The following is a 21,823-nucleotide window of genomic DNA, read 5'->3' as shown; positions in this document are numbered from 1 at the left end:
CCAAGGGAGGATTTCCATGAACAAGCAAATGACCAGCCGCGAACGCGTGTTCGCCGCCGTGACGATGAGCGAAACCCCGGACCAGGTACCCGTGGTGCCTTTGCTGATGACCCGCGGCATCCGCGAGGGCGGGGTCCGGGTCGATCAGGTCCTGCTGGACGGCGAAGCCCAGGCGCATGCCAAGAAAAAGGCGCTGGATAAGTTCGGCGGCGATGTCATCATCGCGGGCACAGACCTGTTCACCCCGGTCGAATGCGTGCCCGGCTGCGAGCTGGACTACCTGCCCTATGCCCAGCCCTCGCTGGTGACGCACCCTACCCCCACCCGCGAGGCATTCTACCGGTTCAAGGAGAAATACGAGCGCGAAGGCTTCCAGCCCTCCAAGCGGGTGCTGGCGATCCAGGACGAAATCCGCACCTATGTGAAGTTGGGGCTGAAAGACACCCACGCCATCCCGACTCCTGTCGGCGGCCCGATCACAACGGCGCAGCTGATGACCGGTTCCTCAGAGTTCCTGCAGCTCCTGTCCGAAGACCCGGACTACGCCCACGAAGTCACGGAACTGGCGCTGGACATCGTCCAGAACGTCTGCCGGATGATGTTCGAGGCCGGCGTCGACGTCTGCAACATCCTCGACCCGTTCAACTCCTCCGACATCCTGCCGCCTGAGGTCTACCGCAAGCACGGGCTGCCCTACCAGAAACGCCTGTTCAAATACATCAGCGAGGACCTCAAGGGCATCGGCTTCACCCACACCTGCACCTTCACCCAGCCGATCTGGCGCGACATCGCCAGTAATGGCTGCTTCAATTTCAACGGCGACATGTACCCGGGCATGGACAAGGCCAAACAGGCCATAGGCGGGCAGATTTCCCTGATGGGCACCCTGTCGCCCTACTCCACCCTGATGCACGGCTCCACCAAGGACGTCCGCAACGAGGTCAAGAAACTGGCCGCCGAGGTCGGCTACAACGGCGGGCTGATCGTGATGCCCGGCTGCGATATCGACTGGAACATCCCCGAAGAGAACCTGCACGCGATGATCCAGCAATGCGCCGACATCAAATACCCCATGGATGTCAAAGCCTTGGGGGATCTGTCGAACGTCTACCTGGCCGGCCACCCGATGCACCCCGGCAAACGCTCCTCCTCGGCAGCAGACGACCAGCAGATCGCCGAGGTGAAGACCCACGCCGAGAACCTCTCCCCCGCCGAAGAGGTGAACCATCACCTGGTCGAGGCGATCATGGAATACGACGGCGACAAGGCAATTGAGTGGACCAAGAAGGGCCTGGAGCGCGGCATGAGCGCTCAGGAGATCGTGTTCGACGGGCTGTCGCTGGGCATGAAGATCGTCGGCGACATGTACGAGCGCAACGAGCGTTTTGTCACTGACATGCTGAAGGCCGCAAAAACAATGGACAAGGCAATGCCGGTCCTGACGCCGATCCTGGAGGCCTCGGGCGGCGATGGCGGCCCCACCGGCACGGTTGTGGTCGGGCTGGTGCGCGGCAACACCCAGGACATCGGCAAGAACCTGGTCTGCCTGATGCTCAAGGCCAACGGCTTCAACGTTATCGATTTGGGCAAGAACGTGAAGCCCGAGCAGTTTGTCCAAACAGCCGAGGAACACGGCGCCGTGGCCATCGGCATGTCGGTGATGACCAATTCCTCCACCGTCTATGCTGAAAAGACCAGGCAGCTCCTGGAGGAGCAGGGCAAGGGCGACCGGTATCTGCTGATGTTCGGCGGCGCCGCGGCCAATATCGGGCTGGGCCGGAAGATGGGCCTGGAATACGGCATGGATGCCAATGCCGCGGTCGAGCTTGTGAAAAACCACATCGAAAAACAGGCGGCAGCCTAAGGCGGGCCCGCGCCGTGCGCCCTGCCCCGGGGACGCGCGGCCAGCCGCAGGGGAGGCACAAATGCCGGTTTACACATTCCGCTGCAAAAGCTGCAGCACATCGCGCGACCTGGTCGCAGATTTTACGCAGGCCGAAGTGCTGGAGCTTATGTGCTTTGCCTGCGGCGGGGACATGACCCGCGCGCCTGTCCTGTCGGTCAATGTCATCGGCCCGGCGGCCCGGGCCCGCAAGGCCGCCAAACAGCAGCAGGAACGCGCTTATTTTGCCAAAGCCTGTGGCCACAACTACGCCTGCCGCTGCGGCGTGAAGCTGTCGAAGCAGAATCCCTTCAGGCAGGACATTCGCGCCGCGCATGGCTTCACCGGCGAAGACTGACCGGCTGCCAGCAATGCCGCCGGGATTCTGCCGCCCCATCCAGATCACTTCGCACAAAGGGGTTGCAGGGCCGCCAAGACCCCTCACCCGCACAGGAGGACGCATGGCCACCTACCCGCTGAAAATAGTCAAACGAACGGTCGAAACCGATGATGCCGTGAGCCTGACACTCGCTGTCCCAAAGGACCTGCACAGAGCATTTGCCTACCGTCCCGGGCAGTTCCTCACGATTGAGAAGAACACCAGCGCGGGTCCGGCTGCCCGGCAGTACTCGCTGTCTTCCGTACCCGGCCTCGACCAGGACCTGCGCATCACCGTCCGGAAAATCGAGGGCGGGGTCTTTTCCGCCTGGCTGACCGAACAGGCTGCTCCGGGGGATGTGCTGGAAGTGCAGCCCCCCCGCGGCCGGTTTTTCAAGGATCTCCAGGACGCGCGCCACGTGGTGCTGCTGGCCGCCGGATCCGGCATCGCGCCCATTTACGCAATCGCCCGCTGGCTGCTGGAGACCGGGCCCGGCCACAGGGTAACGCTGATCTACGGCAACCGGACGCCGCAGTCTGTCATTCTGGCCGAAGACGTGGCCGCCCTGGCCTCCGGGTTTCCGCAGCGATGCACGGTCGAACATGTGATGAGCCGCGCTGACGGCGCCTGGACCGGCCACAGGGGCCGCATCGACCGCCGTTTCATCAGCTCCCGCTTTGCAGACTGGGCTGCGCAATCGGACGGCCTGCCGATGGTCTTTTACATGTGCGGCCCCGAAGGTTTCATGGACTGCGCCGAAAGCGCCCTGCAGGCGCTGGCCGTGCCGCTCAGGGACATCCACCGCGAAAGCTACGGCATGGTTCTCGAAGATGACGGCAGCGAACCGTGGCTGGAGGTAGCCGGCGCACATACCGCAGGCATCGCGGGGACCACCGCGCGCATCACTGCCCTGTGCGGCGGAAAGGAGTATGAAACCACCTGGCAGGAGGGTGAAAGCCTTCTGGCAGCCCTGCTGCGCGCTGATGCCGATGTGCCCTTTGCCTGCCAGGAGGGCACCTGTTCGTCCTGCATCGCGAAACTGACGGAAGGCAGGGTCGAGGCCCGCCCCGGCGTGCTGCTGACACTGCGCCAGGAGGATCTTGACGAAGGCCTGACCCTTGCGTGCCTGTCTTACCCCGCAACCACATCGATCCGCCTCGACTTTGACAGTATCTGACCCTGCCGGACCGCCTTAACCGGGCCAAAGGGCGGTCTGCGGATGGAACTGCGACCAGGCAAACCAGAACGCCTGATGGCTTCCCAGGTCAGCACCGTTTTCATCCACCGCCTTCACGCCCCCGGCCTCAAGCTGCAGGTGAACATTTTCAAAGGAAATCCTGCTGCCGCGTTTCAATGCTGCAATCGCCTTGCTGCGCTGAAAGGCAACCGGTTTTCCTGAGGCGGTCAGAACGCCGATGACGTCTTCATGGACCGGCAGGCGCGGATCGACATCCCCAACCGGAAAGATCGGCCCATTGGCATCCCGGCCATTGCGGAAATCGAAATCCCGGCCCAGCGCCAGCGCCTCCACCAGCACGGTGGTTTCGGGATGCGCCCGCTTCCAGGTGCCCCAATCCGTCGTGACAACCGAGGCCTGCTTCAGCTGCAGCTTCCGTTTTGCCAGCGGCCCGGTCACGGCCTTGCCCAGGAACGTATCGAACACAGAATAGGTGTTGACGTCATACATGACCTTGTTGGACCGGATCAGCAGGCCCGAAGTGCGCAGCACCGGCCGCTTTACCCCGGCTGGCAGCTGGTCCGTGAAATAGGCCTGCGCCGCCCCGCATAAGGTGCAATAGGGAATGCCCAGATCCCGGCCGCCCAGGGTATCGTTCACCATTTCGCGCACCTCCATGATGCGCCGAGGATAGGCACGGTATTCGCCATTCACCTCGATCCCGAAAACGATATCGCTGTCCTTCAGCCAGACGGCCTCTTCGGCGCTGCTCACTTCGGGATTGTCGGCCGCCGGGATGCAATTGCACAGGCTGTCGGTTTCGCCATAGGCACGGTCATCGATCGGCACACCGCCCCAGGACACATGCCGCCAGTCGATATCCCCTTCCGCAAAGATCCGGCTCCAGCCGGGAATGATACTGGTGAATATGGCGCGTTTCACCGCCAGGTAGTCCGGCGGCGCCGGAATGTCCCAGGCGATCAAATGATCGGTAACGGCGCCCCAGCTGTTGCGTCTGGGAAACTTCTTTCCCAGCAGGTCGGAGGCCGCACCGCTGAGCGACGCATTGATGCGGCGGTCAGAGACGAACCGCAGCAGATCGCTGATAATCCAGGCAAGCCGGGGATCTTTTGATGCGCTGATTTCTTCCAGCGCCAGTGTCTGATCCGGCCCCCAGCCCTGCTGCGTGATGCTGTCCACAAAGGCCACCTGAACTGCGGACCGCAAGCTGTCCGAGAGCGGGCCTGATGGAACTGCGGGCGGCGTGCCGAAGGCCTTGACCACATAGTCCGGCAGCGGTGGCGCTGCCTCCTGGGCGGCTGCCGGCGCGGCGGACCAGGCCAGAGAGAGCGCCACAAGGGACGCAGTCACGAAACCACGGGAGGGAAATCCGGCTGCAGTTTCCATAAGGAGGCCTTTCCTGTGCAAGCGGTATCAGCATGTTTGCCACCAGCCGGAGAGCCCGCCGGAGCGGTGCTCAGCCTGCATTGGCTTGCAAACAGGCTAGGCCCAAACACGCCGCACGGCCAATCACGCCTGCATCAACAATCTGTGGACCGCTGCGGACTGCCCGCCAAGCCGCCCGATGCCCGGCCTGGACCGCTTGCCGCAACCCGCAGCGCACTGGAGCGGTTGTCAATTCCCTACCGGCTGGCAGCACAGCTCCAGCAGTTGCCGGAACCGGACCGCGTCCAGCCTGTCAAACTGCAAAGCCAGCTCCGCAACCGCCTCCGCCCGCGCCTGGCCCAGCACCGGGGCGGCCAGCAGATGGTACTTCTGCAGGATCTCCGCATCGCTCAGCGGCAGATCCGCATCGCCCCGCGGCGTGCGCGGCGCGTCCTCGATCCGGCGGCCGTCCTTCAGCACCAGGGTGACCTGGGCCCAGCGCTTGTCCGTACTGATCCGCGTCATCTCCGCATCGTCAATCAGTGCAACCGCCCGGCTTACCCGCAGGATGTCCGGATCGCGCAGCGCCGCTTCGCTCAGCTCTTCCAGCCCCACCTGGCCGCGCACGATCATCGCCGCCACCGGAAAGGCAATGGCATAGGCGAACTCATCCTGGGTCTGCGGCTCATGCCCGGCCAGCCGGGTGGCATAGTGGAAGGTGCGGATTTCCACGCTCTCAACCTGCTCGTGGCCAAGCGCATGCGTCCGCATCATCTCCTGCACTGCATCCAGCGAGGGATGCGCCCAGCGGCAGCAGGGGTAGGCCTTGTAATGGGTGTGATCCGCCAGCCGCCAGCCGCTGCCAAGATCCGCCCAGAATTCCGCGCCCTCTTCGCCCTCGCAGGTCAGCGCCGGCGCACCGGTAAAGCCCTCCATCGCGAGATAAGCGGCAGTGACGCCCGTCGGCGCGCCCCAGCCGACACCGTCCCGCACCATCGACGGATGATCGATGCAGCGCATCATCTGGCTGCGCGGCCCATGGTATTCGCCGATGCCAGCGGCCTGGCGGATCTGCTCCGCAGTGCCGCCCAGCAGCTTGGCGCCCGCGGCGGCGACCCCGACCGCCGTCCAAGCCCCCGAAGTGTGGTAGTCCGCGCAGGTCGCATGCTGCACCAGCCCGGCCCGGTAGGAGATTTCATAGGCTGCCGCCAGGACTTCCGCAAACCGCCTGCCATCCATGTCCTGGCCAGAGGCCCGCGCCATGGCCATAAGCGCCGGAAAGATGGCCGATCCGGCATGACCCTTGCAAGGAGTGGTGCCATCATGAGCATCTATCGCGTCAATGGTGAAAGCGCCGGCCATCGCAGCCCCCGCCGGGCTGACTGCGCGCCCGTCCATCAGCATCCGAGCCGCCCCGGCATCCCCTGCGCCAAAGAGCATCGGCGCCACCCGGCGGGCAATCCCCGAAAGTTCCGTCGTTGCGCCGGCGGCGGCCACGCCCATGGTGTCCAGAAAGGACCGCCGCAGCGTCCACAGCACCTGTTCCGGCAGCGCGTCATAAGACAGCTGCGCTGCAAACTGGTCGAATTTCAAGGCCATCTGCTCTGCGCCTCCTCCGCGCGTTTGCCGCCGCTTCCGGGGCGGACAGGACCGGCGGCCGCTGAACCTGCCGCACCGGGCTGCACAAGTTCAGCCGTATCCAGAGCCGCACGTCAATGCTGCGGGGTCTGGTTCAGGAAGGTCCGCGTCCGCCCGTATTGCGGGTTCTCGAAAAACTGCACCGGATCGCTTTCCTCTATGATCCCGCCCTCCTGATGCAACTGCTGCCCGGCACAGACGGCCTGGATGCGGAACTTCAGAAAGCCAGCGCCGGCCGCCGAAGCAGATTGCCCTGCCGGGAATTCTCGTGCCTCAGTTTTCCGATGTCTAGCACCCAAAAAGACCGGAAAATATCAGAATAGAGGAATGACTTGATGAGATTTCAGCATTATTGAGACGGCAACTCTGGCTGTAAGGGCACCCCCATGCGACGACGCATCCCCTCAATCACGTCCATGCTCTGCTTTGAAGCAGCAGCAAAAACCGAGGGGTTCGCCCGCGCCGCAGAAGAGATGAACGTGACCCAAAGCGCGGTCAGCCGTCAGATCCAGATCCTGGAGGCCTTTGTCGGCCAGTCGCTCTTCACCCGCTCCAAGCAGCGGGTCAAGCTGACCGCAGCGGGCCGCAACCTGCTGGCCGAACTGTCGCCGCTCCTGGAGGAACTGGAGCTGACCATCCTGAAAACCAAATCGCATGACAGCGCCGAGGGCAGCCTGAACATCGGCGTTTATCCCACCTTGGGCAGCCGCTGGCTGATGCCGCTTATCATGGGACCCGAGGCGGAAAAGATCCGCCATACCCTCAACCTCATCACTTACCTGAAAAACACAGAGATCGACCCCAGCCTGGTCGACCTCGCCTTCGCCCAGGGCGACGCCTCCTGGCCCGGCTACCGTGCCGACCGCCTGATGAGCGACGTCCTGGTCGCCGCCGGCGCGCCGGACCAATTCCCCGAGCCGCTTGAGGAGCCGGAAGACCTGCTCGGGCACCGGATCCTGCAGCACTCCACCCGGCCGCTGTCCTGGCAGATCTGGTTCAAGCTGCAGGGCAGGAAGCTGCCGCGCAGGATCATTGGCCCGATGTTCAACCAGTTCGAAATGCTGATCGACGCAACCAGGAACGGCCACGGCATTGCCATCATTCCGGAAATCCTGATCCGCAAGGAACTGGCGAACGGCAGCCTGGTGCAGGTGCACCCGTTCAAGGCCGCCGACAGCGCCTATTACCTGCTGACACCGGAAGCCAAGGTGGGTGTGGTCCGCGTCGAACGCATGCGGAGCTGGTTCCTGGAACAGATGCAGACCTCCGGCCAGCCGGTCTGAACAGCCCAGGAACCCAGCCAAAAACCGCGCCCGAAGCCCCGGCAGCGGCCCAAGAAGATCCCCCGGCAATGAAAAATACTCACCGGCGCAGCTGCGCCGCGCTTTCCCGAGCTGCCCAGCGGCGGCTAGACAGGTCCGCACACCCCTTCGGACAATCGCGGCGGCACCTGTAGAAAACTATCCATTTCAACAGATTAAAGACCGCCCGCCTCAAGCGGACGCACACCGCCCGCCCCCAGCCAACCCAGACCGGCCACCGGACCGCTCCGCGACTTGATGCGTTTTGGTGATCACCTGATGACAAAATCCAGCTTTCCAATCCGCAAAATCTGAATATGGCTAAAGGAAACACCGCGCCATTTGGGGAGAGGCCGCAATGACCTTCATGCCACAGATCCAGGACAGTGACGTCGAACTGATCCAGAACGCCATGTCCGAAATGCCCGATTACAAATCGGTTGCGGAATTCGTGCCCGGTCCCGGAATCGCCCGGCTGGACCTGAAATTCGACATCGGGAAACTGCAGGAAGCGCTGGAAGAGTGCCTGAAACGCGAAGCCTTCATGGGCGGGATGCAGGATCAAGGCTTTGCCGCGCTGCCGCTGACCCAGCGCCCGGGCCAGACCGAATGGACCCCCAACGACCTGTCCGGCCGCTACTGGCTGCGCGCCGACGAGCGTTACGTCGAAGAGCCCCGCGAGGATCTGGTGCCGGAGATCGACTTCTCCGAGTTCAACCCGAAATTCAAGGGCACCTATTTCGAACATGTGCACGAAGAGCTGAGCAAACGCTTCCCGATCGGCCGCACCCGGATCTTGTCCAAGGGTCTCTACAACTGCAACTCCTGGCACCGCGACCCGGAGCCGCGCCTGCACATCCCGCTGATCTCGAACCCCGGCTCGCTGTTCATCGTGAACCACCACGTGACCCACCTGCCCGCCGACGGCTCGGTCTATTTCACCGACACCCGCGCCTATCACACCGCCCTCAATGGCGGCGAGAAACACCGCGTGCACATCGTTGCGGCGCTGGCATACGATCAGGTCACCGAATGAGCGTCTATGGTTATGCCGCCGCAGATGCAGCCACAAACTGCATCTGCGATCTTCGCAGCGACACCCTGACCAAACCCAGCGCCGGCATGCGCGAGGCGATGATGGCCGCGCCGCTGGGCGATGATGTCTATGGCGAGGACCCGACAGTCACCCGCCTGGAGCAGGAATTGGCCGCGCGCCTGGGCAAGGACGCCGCGGTGTTCTTCCCCACCGGCACGCAAAGCAACCTGGCCGCCGTCATGGCCCATTGCGGCCGCGGCGACGAGATGATCAGCGGCGACTGCTACCACCTCTACTGCGACGAGGCAGCCGGGGTATCGGTTCTGGCCGGCGTTTCGATGGTGCCGGTTGCTGCCTCTGAGGACGGCGGGTTGGATCCTGCCCGTATTGCCGCTGCGATCAAGGTGGATGACCCGCATTACGCCCGCAGCCGCCTGCTGAGCCTGGAAAACAGCGTCGGCGGCCGGGTCGTGCCGCTGGAGCGGATCGAGGCAGGCGTGCGGGTGGCCCGTGAAGCCGGACTGGCCGTGCATCTGGACGGCGCCCGCCTGTTCAACGCGATCACCGCTTTGGGCTGCGATGCCGCCACCTTTGCCGCACCGTTCGACACCATCTCCGTCTGTCTCTCCAAGGGGCTGGGCACGCCTGCAGGCTCAGTTCTGGCTGGCCCCGGTGCCCTGATGGGCCAAATCCGGCGAAACCGCAAAATTCTTGGTGGCGCGATGCGTCAGTCCGGCGTGCTGGCCGCCGCCGGCCTCTATGCTCTGGAGCACCACGTGGCGGACCTGGCCGCTGATCACACCCGGGCATCCCGCCTGGCCGACGCCCTGCGCAAGACCGGGATCGGCGAGGTCTCTTCGCAAACCAACATGGTTTTCCTGACGCCCAAGGCAGCGGACCACGCCCGCCTCATCAGCCACATGGCTGCGGCAGGCATCAAGATCGGCGGCCAGTCCCCGGCGATCCGGATGGTGCTGCACCGGGATGTGGACGACAGCGCGCTGGAGGCTGCCATCGCGGCTTTCGGCACTTTCACCGCCAGCTAGAGTCAGGGCCCGGCCCCTCTGGCCGGCATCGGAGAGAAGACCTGTGCGGGGCCTGAAACCCGACCGGCAGAGTTAAACCGGCGCGCCCCGGCTGACGCCGGTGCAGGCGCCATGAACATCCTGGGCGGATGGGCCGCCCGGCCCCGCCCGCAAACACCGGGCCAGCGCGCCCTAACCGATCGCCTGGTCAATCAAGGCCAGCGCCGCCTGCCGCCCGTCTCCGGCCGGCGCCGGGCTGTGGCGCATCGCCGCCAGCACTATGGCGCCCTCCTTCAGGATCATCAGCTGCCGGGCCAGCGCCGCGGGGTCCTTTGCCCCGGCCTCGGCCGCCAAGCCCGTGAAATGCTCCTGCAACAGCCGCTTGTGCTCCGCCGACTGCACGTTGACCGGATCCTTGCCGGACTGAAACTCGGCGCTCGCCTTGATGAACATGCAGCCTTGAAACCCCGGCTGCCCGAACCATTCTTCCAGCACATCAAACAGCGCCTCCAACTGGCCGCGCGGGGTTTCCGCCCGCTCCTCCAGCCGCCGGAACAGCCAGTTGCGGAACTCCTCATCCCTTAAACGCAGCACCGCCAGGATCAGCTCCTCCTTGGAGCGGAAATGCTTGTAGATCGAGGTTTTCGACACCCCGGTTTCCGCCGCAACCAGATCCATGCCGGTGGCGTGAAAGCCGTTCCGGTAGAACAGATCCAGCGACTTCCGGATCAGCTCGGCACGTTTGTTAGGCCGCATCACAGGTCCTCTGGCCGTTTTCCGCACCGTTCAGTGAATATTACCTTCGCAGGTGCGGTCAAGTTTTACGTCCCGATTTCAGCCGCTTCCAGCGGCCCCACCCGCAATCGCGGATGAACCCGCCACAAACATTCCGGGCCACCCCTTGAATTTATTTACCGATCAGTACACCTTTGGATCTAAAGTTAACAGATCGGTACACAATTATGACAGAAGCCCCCCGCCCGCCGCTGCCGCCCTTCACCCGCGAGACCGCAATTGCCAAGATCCGCGCCGCCGAGGATGGCTGGAACAGCCGCAACCCCGAGGCCGTCGCGCAGGCCTATACCCTGGACACCAAATGGCGCAACCGCACCGATTTCCCCCAGGGCCGCGATGCAGCACAGGCGTTCCTGGCCGCCAAATGGGAGCGTGAGCTGGAATACCGGCTGATCAAGGAGCTCTGGGCCTTTGACGGCAACCGCATTGCCGTGCGCTACGCCTACGAGTGGCACGATGCCTCCGGCCAGTGGTACCGCTCCTATGGCAACGAGAACTGGGAATTTGCCGAGGACGGCCGCATGGCGCACCGCTTTGCTTCGATCAACGATCTGAAGATCGCGGAAGCGGACCGCCTGTTCCACTGGCCGCAAGGCCCGCGCCCGGCGGATCACCCCGGCCTCAGCGACCTGGGCCTCTGACCCTTAACCCTCAAAACGCCGGGCTGGCCGCCGGCCCGGCGCAGCCGCCTCAGAACGGCCGCTCCTGATGCGGTGATTTCCCGAAATAGCGGCGGTAGACCTTGGCGAAATGGGTCTGGCTGTTGAAGCCGGACGCAAGCGCAATATCAATGATCCGCATATTGGTCTGCAGCAGCAGGCTGCGGGCATAGTCCAGCCGCAGCTTGGTGTAGTAAACCTTGGGCGTGGTCTGCAGGTACTTTGAAAACAGCCGCTCCAGCTGGCGCACCGACAGGCCGACCAGATCGGAGATACCTCCGGGCGTCAGCGGCTCCTCCAGGTTGCTGCGCATCAGGCTGAGGGCTGCGGCCAGTTTCTCATGCCGCACGCCCGCGCGGCCGAACTCGGAAATCGTCTGATCCTGGCTGCCCTTACGGGCAGAGGAACAGACCATCAGGTCAGCAGCCCCGGTCGCCACATCCGCCCCGTGATGGTCCGAGATCAGGTTCAGCATCATATCGACCGTGGCGGTGCCGCCGGCGCATGTGATCAGCTTGCCTCCCATGGTGAACAGCGAGTTCTTCACCTCCACATCCGGATGCGCCTCCGCCAGGATCGCCCGCAGCGCCCAATGGGCCGACACCTCGCGCCCCGCCAGCAGGCCCGACCGCGCCAGCGTCAGCACCCCGCCGCCCAGCGCGCCCAGGGTCGCCCCTATGCGCTGCGCCTTCCTGAGCCAGCCGAGGACTTTCAGCGAGACGCCCGGCTCAGCCCCCTGGCCGCCGCAGACAAAGATCATATCGCCGCGCGACAGCTCCGGCAGGCCGCCGTCCACTGCCACACCCAGACCGTTGGGCGCGGTGACCGGCAGCCCGTCCTCGCTGACCACGCGCCAGTCATAGCGCGCGGTCCCGTCGTGTGTGTTCGCCGCCTCCAGCGCCGCCACCGCGCTGGACAGATCCAGCGGCGAGAAGGTCGGCAGCAGCAGGAAGATGCAGCGGCGGGCCGGCACGGCCTCAGCCGCTTCGGGGAGCGTCCGCATGGGTTTGGTCATGGCTTCCGCTCCCCTGCCCGGCTCAGGCGCGCATATTGGCGCCGTTGGCGTCATAGATCGGCGCACCCAGAACCTCGGCGTCATACATCTCGCCCAGGATCTCGACCTGCAGCCTGGTGCCGGCCTCCGCGTGTTCCGCCGAGACATAACCCATCGCCATCGACGCCTTGGCGTGATGCGCATAGCCGCCGGAGGAGATGTAGCCCACCGCCGCGCCGTCCTTCAGGATCGCCTCGTCGTTGGACACATCGATGCCGTCGACGTCGATGGTCATGGTGACCAGCTTGCGGCTCGGACCGGCTTCCTTGGCGGCCAGCGCAGCTTCCTTGCCGGTAAAGTCCTTCTTCCAGTTGATGAAGACATCCATGCCGCTCTCCGCCGCGTCGAAGTCGGGGCGGAAGTCCAGCGTCCACACACCCCAGCCCTTCTCCAGCCGCATCGACATCAGCGCCCGCGCCCCGTACCAGCGGTAGCCCAGATCGGCGCCCGCCTCCTCGATCGCTTCCGCCAGGCGCAGCAGATACTGCGGCTTGCAGTAGATCTCATAGCCCAGCTCGCCCGAGAAGCTGATCCGGTTCAGGATCACCGGCACACCGCCCACAAAGGTCTGGCGCAGGTCGCGGAACTTCATGGCCTCGCCCGACACATCCTCGCGGGTGATCCGCTGCAAGAGCTCCCGCGACTTCGGACCAGACAGCGCAATGCCGTGCCAATCATCTGAGACGTTCTGATAGGACACGTCTGCGGGCACGTCCTTTTCGAACCAGCGGCGGTGCGCCTCCTGCATCGCGCCGGAGCCGAACAGCATGAAATGCTCCTCGCCCAAACACGCTACGGTCAGATCGCCATAGAGCTTGCCCTTGGGCGTCAGCATCGGCGTCAGCGTCAGGCGGCCCGGTTTCGGAACGTAACCCGCCAGCACCCGGTCCAGATAGGCCCGTGCGCCCGGCCCCTTGAACTCATGCTTGGCAAAGTTGGCAACTTCGATGCCGCCCACAGCCTCGCGCACCGCCTTCACCTCGCGAGCGACATACTCATGCGACCGGTTGCGCTCAAACGTTGGCTCCTCATGCGCATCCTCGGGACCATCTGCAAACCACAGGGCATTCTCCAGGCCAAAGCCCTGGCCCATCCGCGCGCCCTTGGCGACCAGCCGGTCATAGAGAGCAGTCGTCTTCTGCATCCGCCCTTTCGGCAAAGTCTCATTCGGGAAGGTCATCACGAACCGGCGCTCGTAGTTCTCAGTCGACTTCACGGTGCCCCAGTCGGGGGTCGCAAAATCGCCGAACCGCGCCACATCCATCGCCCAGACGTCGATGGACGGCTCGCCGTCGATCATCCATTCGGCCATGGTCAGACCGACGCCGCCGCCCTGGCAGAAGCCCGCCATCACGCCCACGGCACACCAGTAGTTCTTCATGCCCGGCACCGGCCCGATCATCGGGTTGCCGTCAGGGCCGAAGGTAAAGGGCCCGTTGATCATATCCTTGATGCCCGCCTCGCCAATCGCCGGGATGCGCTCAAAGGACATCTCCAAGCGGTCGGCAATCCGGTCCAGATCGGGCTGCAGCAGTTCATGGCCGAAATCCCAGGGCGTGCCATCCACTTTCCACGGCGTCCCCTTCGGCTCATAGGTGCCCAAGAGCATCCCCTGCCGCTCCTGCCGGAAATAGATGTTGGCCTCATAGTCGATCCCGGCCGGCAGGCGGGTCGGGTGGTTCGCCACCGCGTCGATCTTGTCGGTGATCAGATAGTGGTGCTCCATCGGCTGCACCGGCAGGTTCACACCCTGCATATGGCCGACTTCGCGCGCCCACAGGCCGCCGCAGTTCACGATATGCTCGGCATTGATCACCCCGCGCGGAGTGACCACGTCCCAGCTGCCGTCCGGGCGCTGGGTGGTGCCGGTCACCGGCGTATGGGTGAAATACTGCGCCCCATGCACACGGGCGGATTTCGCAAAAGCATAGGTCGCGCCCGACGGGTCCAGATCGCCGTCCTGATCATCCCACAGCGCCGCGTGATAGTGTTTCGGATCGATCAGCGGATGCCGCTCCGCCACTTCCTTGGGGCTGATGAATTCCTGGTCCAGCCCCATGTAACGCGCCTTGGAGCGTTCCCGCTTCAGGTAGTCGTACCAGGTCTTGTTTGACGCCAGGTAAAACCCGCCGGTGATGTGCAGGCCAACCGAGTGGCCCGAGGTCTCCTCGATCTCCTTATAGAGGTCGATGGTATAGGACTGCAGGCGCGAGATGTTCGGATCGGACGAAATCGTGTGGATCTGCCCCGCCGCGTGCCAGGAGGAGCCGGAGGTCAGCTCGTCACGTTCCAGCAGCACCACATCCTTCCAGCCGAACTTGGCCAGATGGAACAGGATCGAGCAGCCGACCACACCGCCGCCGATGATCACCGCCTTGGCGTGGCTCGGCAGCTTCTTGTCGCCGGTGCTTTCTTCCTTGTGGATGTTGAGCGTCGATTGAGCAAAATTGTCTGACATGGGTTGTTGTCCTCAGGTCTGGGGCAAAACGCGGAAATTGCGGCAAACGGCACCAAGGGGGTGCACAGGGGGTGTACAGCCGGTGCACAGGGGGTGCCGGGGCAAACCGGCAATCCCTGCATAAGCTGGAGAAATGGGTGAAGAATTCCTTACCTCAGTACCAGGCATCCGGGATCTCCTCCTTGCGGCGGGCGACATAGGCCGCCAGTTCCTCTTTTACCGCCGCATCCATCGGCGGCGCCTCATACTGGTTCAGCATCTCGTTCCAGCGCTCATAGGCCCGGCGCCGCATGTCCTTGGAACCGCCTTCTTCCCAGCTCTCAACATTCTCGCTGTCGCTCAGCTTCGGCTCATAAAACGCGGTCTGATAGTTGCGCATGGTGTGGCCCGAACCCAGGAAGTGACCGCCCGGCGCCACTTCAGCGTAAGCATCGCGCGCCATCGCCTCATCGCTGGTATCCAGGCCCTGGCTCAGCACCTTCTGATACGAACCCAGCCGGTCCGCATCCATGATCAGCTTCTCAAACCCGGTGCACAGCCCGCCTTCCAGCCAGCCCGCCGAGTGCAGCACATAATTGGCCCCGGCCAGCATGGTGGAATGCATCGAGTTGGCACTTTCATAGGCCGCCTGCGCGTCCTCGATCTTGGACGCAGTCAGCGACCCGCCGCAACGCAGCGGCAGCCCGGCCCGCCGGGCCAGCTGGCCGATGGCATAGTTCGACACCACCGGCTCCGGCATCCCGAATGTCGGCGCGCCGGACTTCAGCGACATGGAGCTGAGGAAGTTGCCCAGCACAAACGGCGCACCCGGGCGCACCAGCTGGCTGAAGGCGCAAACCATCATCGCCTCCGCCATCGCCTGCGCCACGGATGCCGCGGTGGAAACCGGCCCCATGGCGCCCGTAAGGATAAACGGCACAACGACAATTCCCTGCCCGCGCGCGGAATAGGTGCGGATCGCCTCCGTCACCACCTTGTCGACCAGCAAGGGCGAATTGGTGTTCACATTGCCCATGATCACGCAGTTTTCGTCCATGACCTCCTTGCCAAAGACGATCTCGGCCATGTCGACGCTGTCCTGCGCCCGGGACATTTCGGTGATGGCACCCAGATGCGGTTTGTCACTCAGCGTCATATGGGCAAACAGCATATCGAAATGGCGCTTGCTCACCGGCACATCGCAAGGTTCGCAGATCACAAAGCCGCCGTGATGCAGGTTCGGATGCATATAGGTGAGCTTCACCAGCTTCTCGAAACTCTCCATATCGCCATAGCGGCGGCCGCCCTCCAGGTCGCGCACAAACGGCGCGCCATAGATCGGCGCAAACACCTGGTTGTTGCCGCCAATGGTGACCGAGCGCGCCCGGTTGCGGGCCAGCTGGGTGAACTCGCGCGGGGCCTTGGCACATAAGCTGCGGATCCACTGCGCATCGGCCCGCACGGTGTCCTCCTCGATCCGGGCACCGGCCTCTTTCCAGATCCGCAGCGCCTCCGGGTCATCGCGGAAGGCAATGCCGACCTCCTCGAAAATCCAATCAACCTGAGCCTCCAGCTTGACCAGCTTCTCCTCGTCCAGCACGTCAAAGAACGGCAGCGTGCGCTGGATCCAGGGCGATGCCGGAGCGCCGGCAGAGGCGGTGTTTCTGTCACGGGATGCGCGGGCGCGTCGGGCCATGGGGCTCTCCAAACTCTCAAGTGATGAATCACGATACGCCCGGGCCCGTCATTTGTGACGGTTGAAAAATCTGATAGATTGGATAACTGAGAGTTATGCAAGAACTCTGGAAGCTCCTCACCAGCCCCCGCCACCTGATCGTCTTCGAATCCGCCGCGCGGCACGCCTCTTTTACCCGCGCGGCAGAGGAATTGAACGTGCAACAGCCGGCCGTCAGCGCGGCTATCAAGCAGATGGAATCGTCTTTGGGCGTTATTTTATTCCGCCGTGGCCACCGCAAGGTGGAACTGACCGGCGCCGGGACGCGGCTCTATGCTGACGTCTCCAAAGCGCTTGAGGACATCCTGTCCTCGGCCAAGGCAGTGCGGCAGTTCGGGCGCAACGACCATGTGACCCTCAACTGCTCTTCGGCTTTTGCATATTACTGGGTGATGCCAAAACTGACCAAACTGCACGAGGCGCACCCCGATATCGACCTGCGGCTGCAAAGTTCCGACCGGGAGCCGGATATCAATACCGAGGGCATCTCGCTGGCGGTGCGGCGGGGGACAGGCAACTGGCCGGACTGCCACTCCGCGCTGATCGCGCCAGAGGTGATCTATCCGGTGGCGAGCCCGCGGGTGATGGCCTCGGCGGTCAACCTGGCGACGGTACCGAACCTGCTGCATGAGCGGCTGATTCACCTGGAGGAGCCGATCCGCGAGCGCCCCAGCTGGCGGCAGTGGTTTGCCCATTTCGGCGTCACCGGCCGCCTGCCCGCCGCGGGCCTTAGGCTCAATGACTATGCGCTGGTGCTGCAGGCGGCGATTGCGGGCGAGGGCTTTGCCTTTGGCTGGCAGCATGTGACCGAGCCCCTGATCAGACAGGGGCTGCTGGCGGCGCGCCAGGACTGGTCCTGGACCACCGGCGCAGGGTTTTACCTAGTGTGGTCCAAGAGCCAGGACCTGGTGCCCAACGCCGAACTGGTGCGGCAATGGCTGCTGGAGATGGCTGCCTCCGGAACCGCGTGAGTCACGCGATGCCGGAGCCGTCCTTGGCCCGCTGCATCGACGCCCGGTGCGTCAGATACAGCCGCCGCACGAAGGCCAGGATGAACAGCAGCGTCAGGATCAGCACGATGGTCGGCGCCGGCGCACTGTCGAGGAAGAAGCTGGCATAGGTGCCCGCCACCATTGAGAACATGCAGACCAGGACTGAGACCCACAGCATGGTGCTGAACTTGCGCACCACCAGAAAGGCCACGGCACCGGGTGCAATCAGAAGACCGATCGCCAGGATCAGGCCCGCCGCCTTGAGCGTGGCCACGATGGTCAGCGACAACGCAGCCAGAAGCCCGTAATGCAGCACCGTAACCGGCAGGCCCGAGGCTTGCGCCTGCGCCGGATCAAAGCTGTGCAGCAGCAGGTCTTTCCACTTCAGCACCAGCGCCGCGCCAACGGCCAGCGAAATGATGCCCGCGGTCCACAGTTCATCCGGCTCCACCCCCAGCATGTTGCCGAACAGGATGTGGTCCAGATGCGCGTTGGTCTCGAGACCGACGTAGAGCACGATGCCCAGCCCGAACATGCCGGAGAACACCACCCCCATCACCGTGTCCTGTTTGACCCGGCTGTTGCCCGCCAGGAACCCGGTGGCGACAGCGCACAGCATACCGGCGGCAAAGGCACCGATGATCAGCGGGATGCCGATGACATAGGCCACCACAATCCCCGGCAGCACCGCATGGCTGACGGCATCCCCCATCAGCGCCCAGCCCTTCATCACCAGGAAGCAGGACAGAAGGGCGGTGGGCACCGAGACGATCAACGCAATCAGGAAGGCGTTCTGCATGAACGCAAACTGGAACGGCATCAGCAGCGTATCGAGATCCATCACGCAGCCCCTTCTTGCGCAAGAGGTCCGCGTTTCAACGCCTCGCGCGCCTTGCGCTTGGCTGCCAGCAGCCCGTGTTTCGGGGCGAAGATAAAGACCGCCAGGAATATCAGCGTCTGCAGCGTCACGATGATGCCGCCGGTGGCACCGTCCAGGAAGTAGCTGGCATAAGCGCCGAAGAAGCTGGTGAGGGCGCCAATCACTACCGAAACCAGGATCAGCCGCGGGAAGCGGTCGCACAGCAGGTAGGCCGTGGCACCGGGGGTCACCACCATGGCAATCACCAGAAACGCTCCCACGGTCTGCATTGCCGCCACGACGGAGGCCGACAGCAGCACAAAGAACACCGCTTTCAGCAGCCCGGGCCGCAGCCCGATGGTACGGGCATGGTTTTCGTCAAAGAAAGTGACCATCAGATCTTTCCACTTGGCCAGCAGCACCGCCAGAGAGACAAAGCCGATGATCGCCAGCTGAGCCGTGTCCTCGGGCGTGATGGCCAGGATGTTGCCCATTGTAATGGTCTGCACCGAGACCGACATCGGGCTGATCGAAACGATGAACAGGCCAAGCCCGAAGAAAGAGGTGAAGATCAACCCGATGATCACATCGACCTTGAGGCCTGAGCGTTCCGACAGGAACAGCATCGCCCCTGCCGCCAGCCCGCCGGCGATAAAGGCGCCCAGCGCAAAAGGCAGGCCCAGGATGTAGGCGCCGGCGACGCCCGGCACCACCGAATGCGAGAGCGCGTCGCCGATCAGCGACCAGCCTTTCAGCATCAGATAGGCGGACAGGAAGGCGCAGACGCCGCCCACCAGCGCGGAAACCCACATCGCATTGGTCATGTAGCCGTAGGAAAACGGCTCCAGCAGATACTCCATCATTCCTGTTCCCGGCTTTCGCTGGTCTGGGTCTTTTCGCCGTATTGGACAAAGGGGCGCTCATCGTCGGTCAGGATGGTGACCTCGCGGGTGTCACCGTCATCATGCAGCGCATCGCCGCCCAGGGTGAAATGGCGCAGCACGCCGCCAAAGGCGTGTTCCAGGTTGGCGCGGGTAAAGGTGGTTTCGGTCGGCCCATGGCCCAGCACGGTGCCTTTGACCAGCACGGTGCGGTCGCAGAACTCCGGCACGCTGCCCAGGTTGTGGGTGGAAACCAGCATCACCCGGCCTTCGGCGCGCAATTCGCGCAAGAGCGCGATGATCTGCTCTTCGGTCTTTACATCAACGCCGGTGAAGGGCTCGTCCAGCAGGATCACCTGCCCGTCCTGGGCCAGGGCGCGGGCCAGGAACACCCGCTTGCGCTGACCGCCGGACAGCTCGCCGATCTGGCGGTGGCGGAAGTCCTGCATGTTGACCCGCCGCAGCGCCTGATCAACCGCCTCGTGATCGGCGGCTTTGGGACGGCGCAGGAACCCCATGTGGCCATAGCGGCCCATCATCACCACGTCCTCGACCAGCACCGGGAAGGCCCAGTCGACCTCCTCCGACTGCGGCACATAGGCGACCAGGTTCTTGCGCAGCGCCTCCTTGACCGTCATGCCAAGGATGCGGATTTCACCCTGTGCGGCCGGCACAAACCCCATGATCGCCTTGAACAGGGTCGATTTGCCCGCCCCGTTCACCCCGACCAGCGCCGTGACCGTGCCGCGGGGGATGCCAAAGCTTGCGTTCCACAATGCCGTGTGGCCATTGCGGTAGGTCACCGTGACATTCTGGGCGGCGATCCCGCCATCGGCGGGCATGGCGCTGGTATTCATGATGTGGGTCTCGCTGGCATCAAGCATGGGCTGTCCTGCAGAGTTACACACAGAAATTGTGCTTTGTGAAATGAAACGCCCCGCAACTTGCGCTGCGGGGCAAAAGGGTATGCAAGAATGGCGGTTTAATTGGTTACCTCAGTCAGCCCGCGGGCCACGGTTTCCGAGGTCACCTTGAGCAGATCCAGGTAGGTCGGCACCGGCCCGTCCGCTTCGCTCAGCGAGTTGACATACAGCTCGCCGCCGTAAGCCACACCGGTTTCGCGGGCCACCTGCTCAGCCGGCGCGGTGTTCACGGTGCTTTCGCAGAACACCACCGGGATGTCATTGGCGCGCACGCCGTCGATCACGCCGCGCACCTGCTGCGGGGTGCCGACCTGATCGGCGTTCATCGGCCACAGATACAGCTCCTTCATGGCGAAATCGCGCGCCAGGTAGCTGAAGGCGCCTTCGCAGGTCACCAGCCAGCGCCTGTCCTCGGGAATCTCTGAGATCGCCTGGCGCAGCGGCTCGATGGTGGCGCGCAGCTTGTCTTTGTACTCGCCTGCGTTCTTGACGTAGATGGCGGCATTTTCCGGGTCATGCTCAGCAAAGGCTTCGACGATATTGTCGATATAGATCAGTGCGTTACCCAGCCCCATCCAGGCGTGCGGGTTGGGCTTGCCCTCATAGGAGCCTTCGGCAATCGGGATCGGGCTGATGCCATCGGTCAGGGTCACCGAGGGCACACCGTCCAGATTGGTCAGGAACTGCTCAAACCACAGTTCCAGGTTCATCCCGTTCCACAGGATCAGATCGGCATCGGAGGCGCGCACGATATCGCGCGGCGTCGGCTCATAGCCGTGGATCTCAGCGCCCGGCTTGGTGACCGAGACCACCTCGGCGGCATCGCCCGCCACATTTGCGGCCATATCAGCAATCACGGTGAAGGTGGTAACAACCTTCATCTTCTCTCCGGCCACAGCGCCGTTGGCGGCAACGGCGGCGAAAGCGGCAACCGAGGCCGTCTTGAGCAGGTTGGGGAACATCCGATTCTCCGTCTGAAACTGTTGTTGATGCATCGATATTGCAAATCATTCGCAACTGTCAATGAAATTGAGAATGATTTGCAACAACAGAGTCGGCAAGGTAACAGCCCGCCTGCCCGCATAGTTGGAATTACCAAATGGTTAACGCAGGTTAACGGCGTCTAAATCTTGCCGGTTTCTTAACCGCTATTTCGCCCCATTCACCGCTTAAACCTGAGTTTGTGCAGCCAGAACGGCGCAGGACAGAACCTGATCCTTTCAACCGCCCGAGCGAGCACCCTTCCCATGACATCACCTGGAAAACTCTCCAGCTGTTCCGCCGCGGTCTGGCTGCTGGTCACCGGCTCTGCCGCGATTGGCAGCCCTGCCCAATCAATAGAGCTGCAGTGCGGCGGCGGCCTGCAGAACCCGCTGTGCCAAGCCCTGGCCAATGAACTGCAACGCAGGATTCCCGGCGCAGCGGTGTCCGCTGCTGAAGAGGCCACCAAGGCGGATCTGACCATTCGCTACGTCAGCCAGGCACAGGCTGCGGACTGGCTTGCAGGGCATCTGGCCTGGCAGCACCGTGACGGGCGGTCCGGTCAGGGCCCGGTCATTGAGCATTCGGTGATGGATGGGCAGCTGACTGCCGGCAGCCTTGCGGGCTTTGCCGGCCAACTGGTCCGGCACACTGAATTTCCCTTGTGAATTAACGATCTAGGA

The 21,823-nt window shown here is 63.6% G+C and carries 19 protein-coding genes; 9 read left to right on the top strand and 10 right to left on the bottom strand.

Going from position 1 to position 21,823, the window contains the following annotated elements; all coding sequences use genetic code 11:
- Window positions 1-16: 16 nt before the first annotated feature.
- From ACXAEH_RS17440 to ACXAEH_RS17430, 3 genes are all read left to right on the top strand, one after another.
- A complete protein-coding gene (locus ACXAEH_RS17440) occupies window positions 17-1,864 on the top strand; it encodes an MtaA/CmuA family methyltransferase (RefSeq protein ID WP_475034553.1) in 1,848 nt (615 codons plus the stop codon).
- Between the two features lie 61 nt (window positions 1,865-1,925).
- Window positions 1,926-2,240, top strand: a complete 315-nt coding sequence (locus ACXAEH_RS17435) for a zinc ribbon domain-containing protein (protein ID WP_475034552.1) — start codon at window positions 1,926-1,928, stop codon at window positions 2,238-2,240.
- 103 nt (window positions 2,241-2,343) lie between these two features.
- Window positions 2,344-3,438, top strand: coding sequence for a ferredoxin--NADP reductase (locus tag ACXAEH_RS17430; protein WP_475034551.1), 1,095 nt, complete (start codon window positions 2,344-2,346; stop codon window positions 3,436-3,438).
- 15 nt (window positions 3,439-3,453) lie between these two features.
- Here ACXAEH_RS17430 and ACXAEH_RS17425 read toward each other — a convergent pair whose 3' ends face one another.
- On the bottom strand, window positions 3,454-4,809 hold the full coding sequence (locus ACXAEH_RS17425; RefSeq protein WP_475034549.1) for a DUF3179 domain-containing (seleno)protein: 1,356 nt from the start codon (window positions 4,807-4,809) through the stop codon (window positions 3,454-3,456).
- 264 nt (window positions 4,810-5,073) lie between these two features.
- Window positions 5,074-6,423: an MmgE/PrpD family protein gene (locus ACXAEH_RS17420; RefSeq protein WP_475034548.1), complete on the bottom strand. Its 1,350-nt coding sequence runs from the start codon at window positions 6,421-6,423 to the stop codon at window positions 5,074-5,076.
- Between the two features lie 425 nt (window positions 6,424-6,848).
- Here ACXAEH_RS17420 and ACXAEH_RS17415 point away from each other — a divergent pair, with 425 nt between their 5' ends.
- From ACXAEH_RS17415 to ltaE, 3 genes are all read left to right on the top strand, one after another.
- Window positions 6,849-7,745, top strand: coding sequence for a LysR substrate-binding domain-containing protein (locus tag ACXAEH_RS17415; protein WP_475034547.1), 897 nt, complete (start codon window positions 6,849-6,851; stop codon window positions 7,743-7,745).
- 376 nt (window positions 7,746-8,121) lie between these two features.
- Window positions 8,122-8,799, top strand: a complete 678-nt coding sequence (locus tag ACXAEH_RS17410) for a hypothetical protein (RefSeq protein WP_475034545.1) — start codon at window positions 8,122-8,124, stop codon at window positions 8,797-8,799.
- Window positions 8,796-9,845 carry a low-specificity L-threonine aldolase gene (gene ltaE / locus ACXAEH_RS17405; RefSeq protein WP_475034544.1) on the top strand — a complete coding sequence of 350 codons (1,050 nt, stop codon included), beginning with the start codon at window positions 8,796-8,798 and terminating at the stop codon, window positions 9,843-9,845. Before ACXAEH_RS17410 ends, ltaE begins: the two co-directional genes overlap by 4 nt.
- Before the next feature lie 171 nt (window positions 9,846-10,016).
- On the opposite strand, the gene ACXAEH_RS17400 is transcribed toward ltaE, so the two are convergent.
- Complete coding sequence (locus tag ACXAEH_RS17400) at window positions 10,017-10,580, bottom strand: TetR/AcrR family transcriptional regulator (RefSeq protein WP_475034543.1); 564 nt, start codon at window positions 10,578-10,580, stop codon at window positions 10,017-10,019.
- A gap of 206 nt (window positions 10,581-10,786) precedes the next feature.
- Here ACXAEH_RS17400 and ACXAEH_RS17395 point away from each other — a divergent pair, with 206 nt between their 5' ends.
- Complete coding sequence (locus ACXAEH_RS17395) at window positions 10,787-11,260, top strand: nuclear transport factor 2 family protein (protein WP_475034542.1); 474 nt, start codon at window positions 10,787-10,789, stop codon at window positions 11,258-11,260.
- A gap of 49 nt (window positions 11,261-11,309) precedes the next feature.
- Here the strand turns inward: ACXAEH_RS17395 and ACXAEH_RS17390 are convergent, their stop codons facing one another.
- The 3 genes from ACXAEH_RS17390 to ACXAEH_RS17380 all read right to left on the bottom strand — a co-directional run bounded on the left by ACXAEH_RS17390 (window position 11,310) and on the right by ACXAEH_RS17380 (window position 16,465).
- Complete coding sequence (locus tag ACXAEH_RS17390) at window positions 11,310-12,293, bottom strand: GlxA family transcriptional regulator (protein ID WP_475034540.1); 984 nt, start codon at window positions 12,291-12,293, stop codon at window positions 11,310-11,312.
- Window positions 12,294-12,315: 22 nt separating this feature from the next.
- A complete protein-coding gene (locus ACXAEH_RS17385) occupies window positions 12,316-14,790 on the bottom strand; it encodes a GcvT family protein (RefSeq protein WP_475034539.1) in 2,475 nt (824 codons plus the stop codon).
- Window positions 14,791-14,944: 154 nt separating this feature from the next.
- Window positions 14,945-16,465, bottom strand: coding sequence for a trimethylamine methyltransferase family protein (locus tag ACXAEH_RS17380; protein ID WP_475034538.1), 1,521 nt, complete (start codon window positions 16,463-16,465; stop codon window positions 14,945-14,947).
- Between the two features lie 95 nt (window positions 16,466-16,560).
- Between ACXAEH_RS17380 and ACXAEH_RS17375 the strand changes: the two genes are divergently transcribed.
- On the top strand, window positions 16,561-17,475 hold the full coding sequence (locus tag ACXAEH_RS17375; protein WP_475034536.1) for a LysR substrate-binding domain-containing protein: 915 nt from the start codon (window positions 16,561-16,563) through the stop codon (window positions 17,473-17,475).
- A 1-nt stretch (window position 17,476) separates the two neighbouring features.
- Here the strand turns inward: ACXAEH_RS17375 and ACXAEH_RS17370 are convergent, their stop codons facing one another.
- The 4 genes from ACXAEH_RS17370 to ACXAEH_RS17355 form a co-directional block, all read right to left on the bottom strand.
- Window positions 17,477-18,337: a metal ABC transporter permease gene (locus tag ACXAEH_RS17370; protein WP_475035618.1), complete on the bottom strand. Its 861-nt coding sequence runs from the start codon at window positions 18,335-18,337 to the stop codon at window positions 17,477-17,479.
- On the bottom strand, window positions 18,337-19,218 hold the full coding sequence (locus ACXAEH_RS17365; protein WP_475034535.1) for a metal ABC transporter permease: 882 nt from the start codon (window positions 19,216-19,218) through the stop codon (window positions 18,337-18,339). Before ACXAEH_RS17365 ends, ACXAEH_RS17370 begins: the two co-directional genes overlap by 1 nt.
- Complete coding sequence (locus tag ACXAEH_RS17360; RefSeq protein ID WP_475034534.1) at window positions 19,215-20,120, bottom strand: manganese/iron ABC transporter ATP-binding protein; 906 nt, start codon at window positions 20,118-20,120, stop codon at window positions 19,215-19,217. Before ACXAEH_RS17360 ends, ACXAEH_RS17365 begins: the two co-directional genes overlap by 4 nt.
- A 98-nt stretch (window positions 20,121-20,218) precedes the next feature.
- Complete coding sequence (locus tag ACXAEH_RS17355) at window positions 20,219-21,121, bottom strand: metal ABC transporter substrate-binding protein (protein WP_475034532.1); 903 nt, start codon at window positions 21,119-21,121, stop codon at window positions 20,219-20,221.
- 285 nt (window positions 21,122-21,406) lie between these two features.
- Between ACXAEH_RS17355 and ACXAEH_RS17350 the strand changes: the two genes are divergently transcribed.
- Window positions 21,407-21,808 (top strand): hypothetical protein, encoded by a 402-nt coding sequence (locus ACXAEH_RS17350; protein WP_475034531.1) that lies wholly within the window; start codon window positions 21,407-21,409, stop codon window positions 21,806-21,808.
- Window positions 21,809-21,823 lie beyond the last annotated feature (15 nt).

It is taken from the genome of Leisingera sp. ABM4_060, assembly GCF_056158765.1.
Note: the sequence above shows the minus strand (reverse complement) of the source record. Positions and strands in the feature narration are given on the sequence as shown.

Bases quoted from the DNA above. Each gene is read 5' to 3' on its own strand.
- ACXAEH_RS17440 (WP_475034553.1), top strand. From the start codon at position 17: ATGAACAAGCAAATGACCAGCCGCGAACGCGTGTTCGCCGCCGTGACG.
- ACXAEH_RS17435 (WP_475034552.1), top strand. From the start codon at position 1,926: ATGCCGGTTTACACATTCCGCTGCAAAAGCTGCAGCACATCGCGCGAC.
- ACXAEH_RS17430 (WP_475034551.1), top strand. From the start codon at position 2,344: ATGGCCACCTACCCGCTGAAAATAGTCAAACGAACGGTCGAAACCGAT.
- ACXAEH_RS17420 (WP_475034548.1), bottom strand. From the start codon at position 6,423: ATGGCCTTGAAATTCGACCAGTTTGCAGCGCAGCTGTCTTATGACGCG.
- ACXAEH_RS17415 (WP_475034547.1), top strand. From the start codon at position 6,849: ATGCGACGACGCATCCCCTCAATCACGTCCATGCTCTGCTTTGAAGCA.
- ACXAEH_RS17410 (WP_475034545.1), top strand. From the start codon at position 8,122: ATGACCTTCATGCCACAGATCCAGGACAGTGACGTCGAACTGATCCAG.
- ltaE (WP_475034544.1), top strand. From the start codon at position 8,796: ATGAGCGTCTATGGTTATGCCGCCGCAGATGCAGCCACAAACTGCATC.
- ACXAEH_RS17400 (WP_475034543.1), bottom strand. From the start codon at position 10,580: ATGCGGCCTAACAAACGTGCCGAGCTGATCCGGAAGTCGCTGGATCTG.
- ACXAEH_RS17395 (WP_475034542.1), top strand. From the start codon at position 10,787: ATGACAGAAGCCCCCCGCCCGCCGCTGCCGCCCTTCACCCGCGAGACC.
- ACXAEH_RS17390 (WP_475034540.1), bottom strand. From the start codon at position 12,293: ATGACCAAACCCATGCGGACGCTCCCCGAAGCGGCTGAGGCCGTGCCG.
- ACXAEH_RS17385 (WP_475034539.1), bottom strand. From the start codon at position 14,790: ATGTCAGACAATTTTGCTCAATCGACGCTCAACATCCACAAGGAAGAA.
- ACXAEH_RS17380 (WP_475034538.1), bottom strand. From the start codon at position 16,465: ATGGCCCGACGCGCCCGCGCATCCCGTGACAGAAACACCGCCTCTGCC.
- ACXAEH_RS17375 (WP_475034536.1), top strand. From the start codon at position 16,561: ATGCAAGAACTCTGGAAGCTCCTCACCAGCCCCCGCCACCTGATCGTC.
- ACXAEH_RS17370 (WP_475035618.1), bottom strand. From the start codon at position 18,337: ATGGATCTCGATACGCTGCTGATGCCGTTCCAGTTTGCGTTCATGCAG.
- ACXAEH_RS17365 (WP_475034535.1), bottom strand. From the start codon at position 19,218: ATGATGGAGTATCTGCTGGAGCCGTTTTCCTACGGCTACATGACCAAT.
- ACXAEH_RS17360 (WP_475034534.1), bottom strand. From the start codon at position 20,120: ATGCTTGATGCCAGCGAGACCCACATCATGAATACCAGCGCCATGCCC.
- ACXAEH_RS17355 (WP_475034532.1), bottom strand. From the start codon at position 21,121: ATGTTCCCCAACCTGCTCAAGACGGCCTCGGTTGCCGCTTTCGCCGCC.
- ACXAEH_RS17350 (WP_475034531.1), top strand. From the start codon at position 21,407: ATGACATCACCTGGAAAACTCTCCAGCTGTTCCGCCGCGGTCTGGCTG.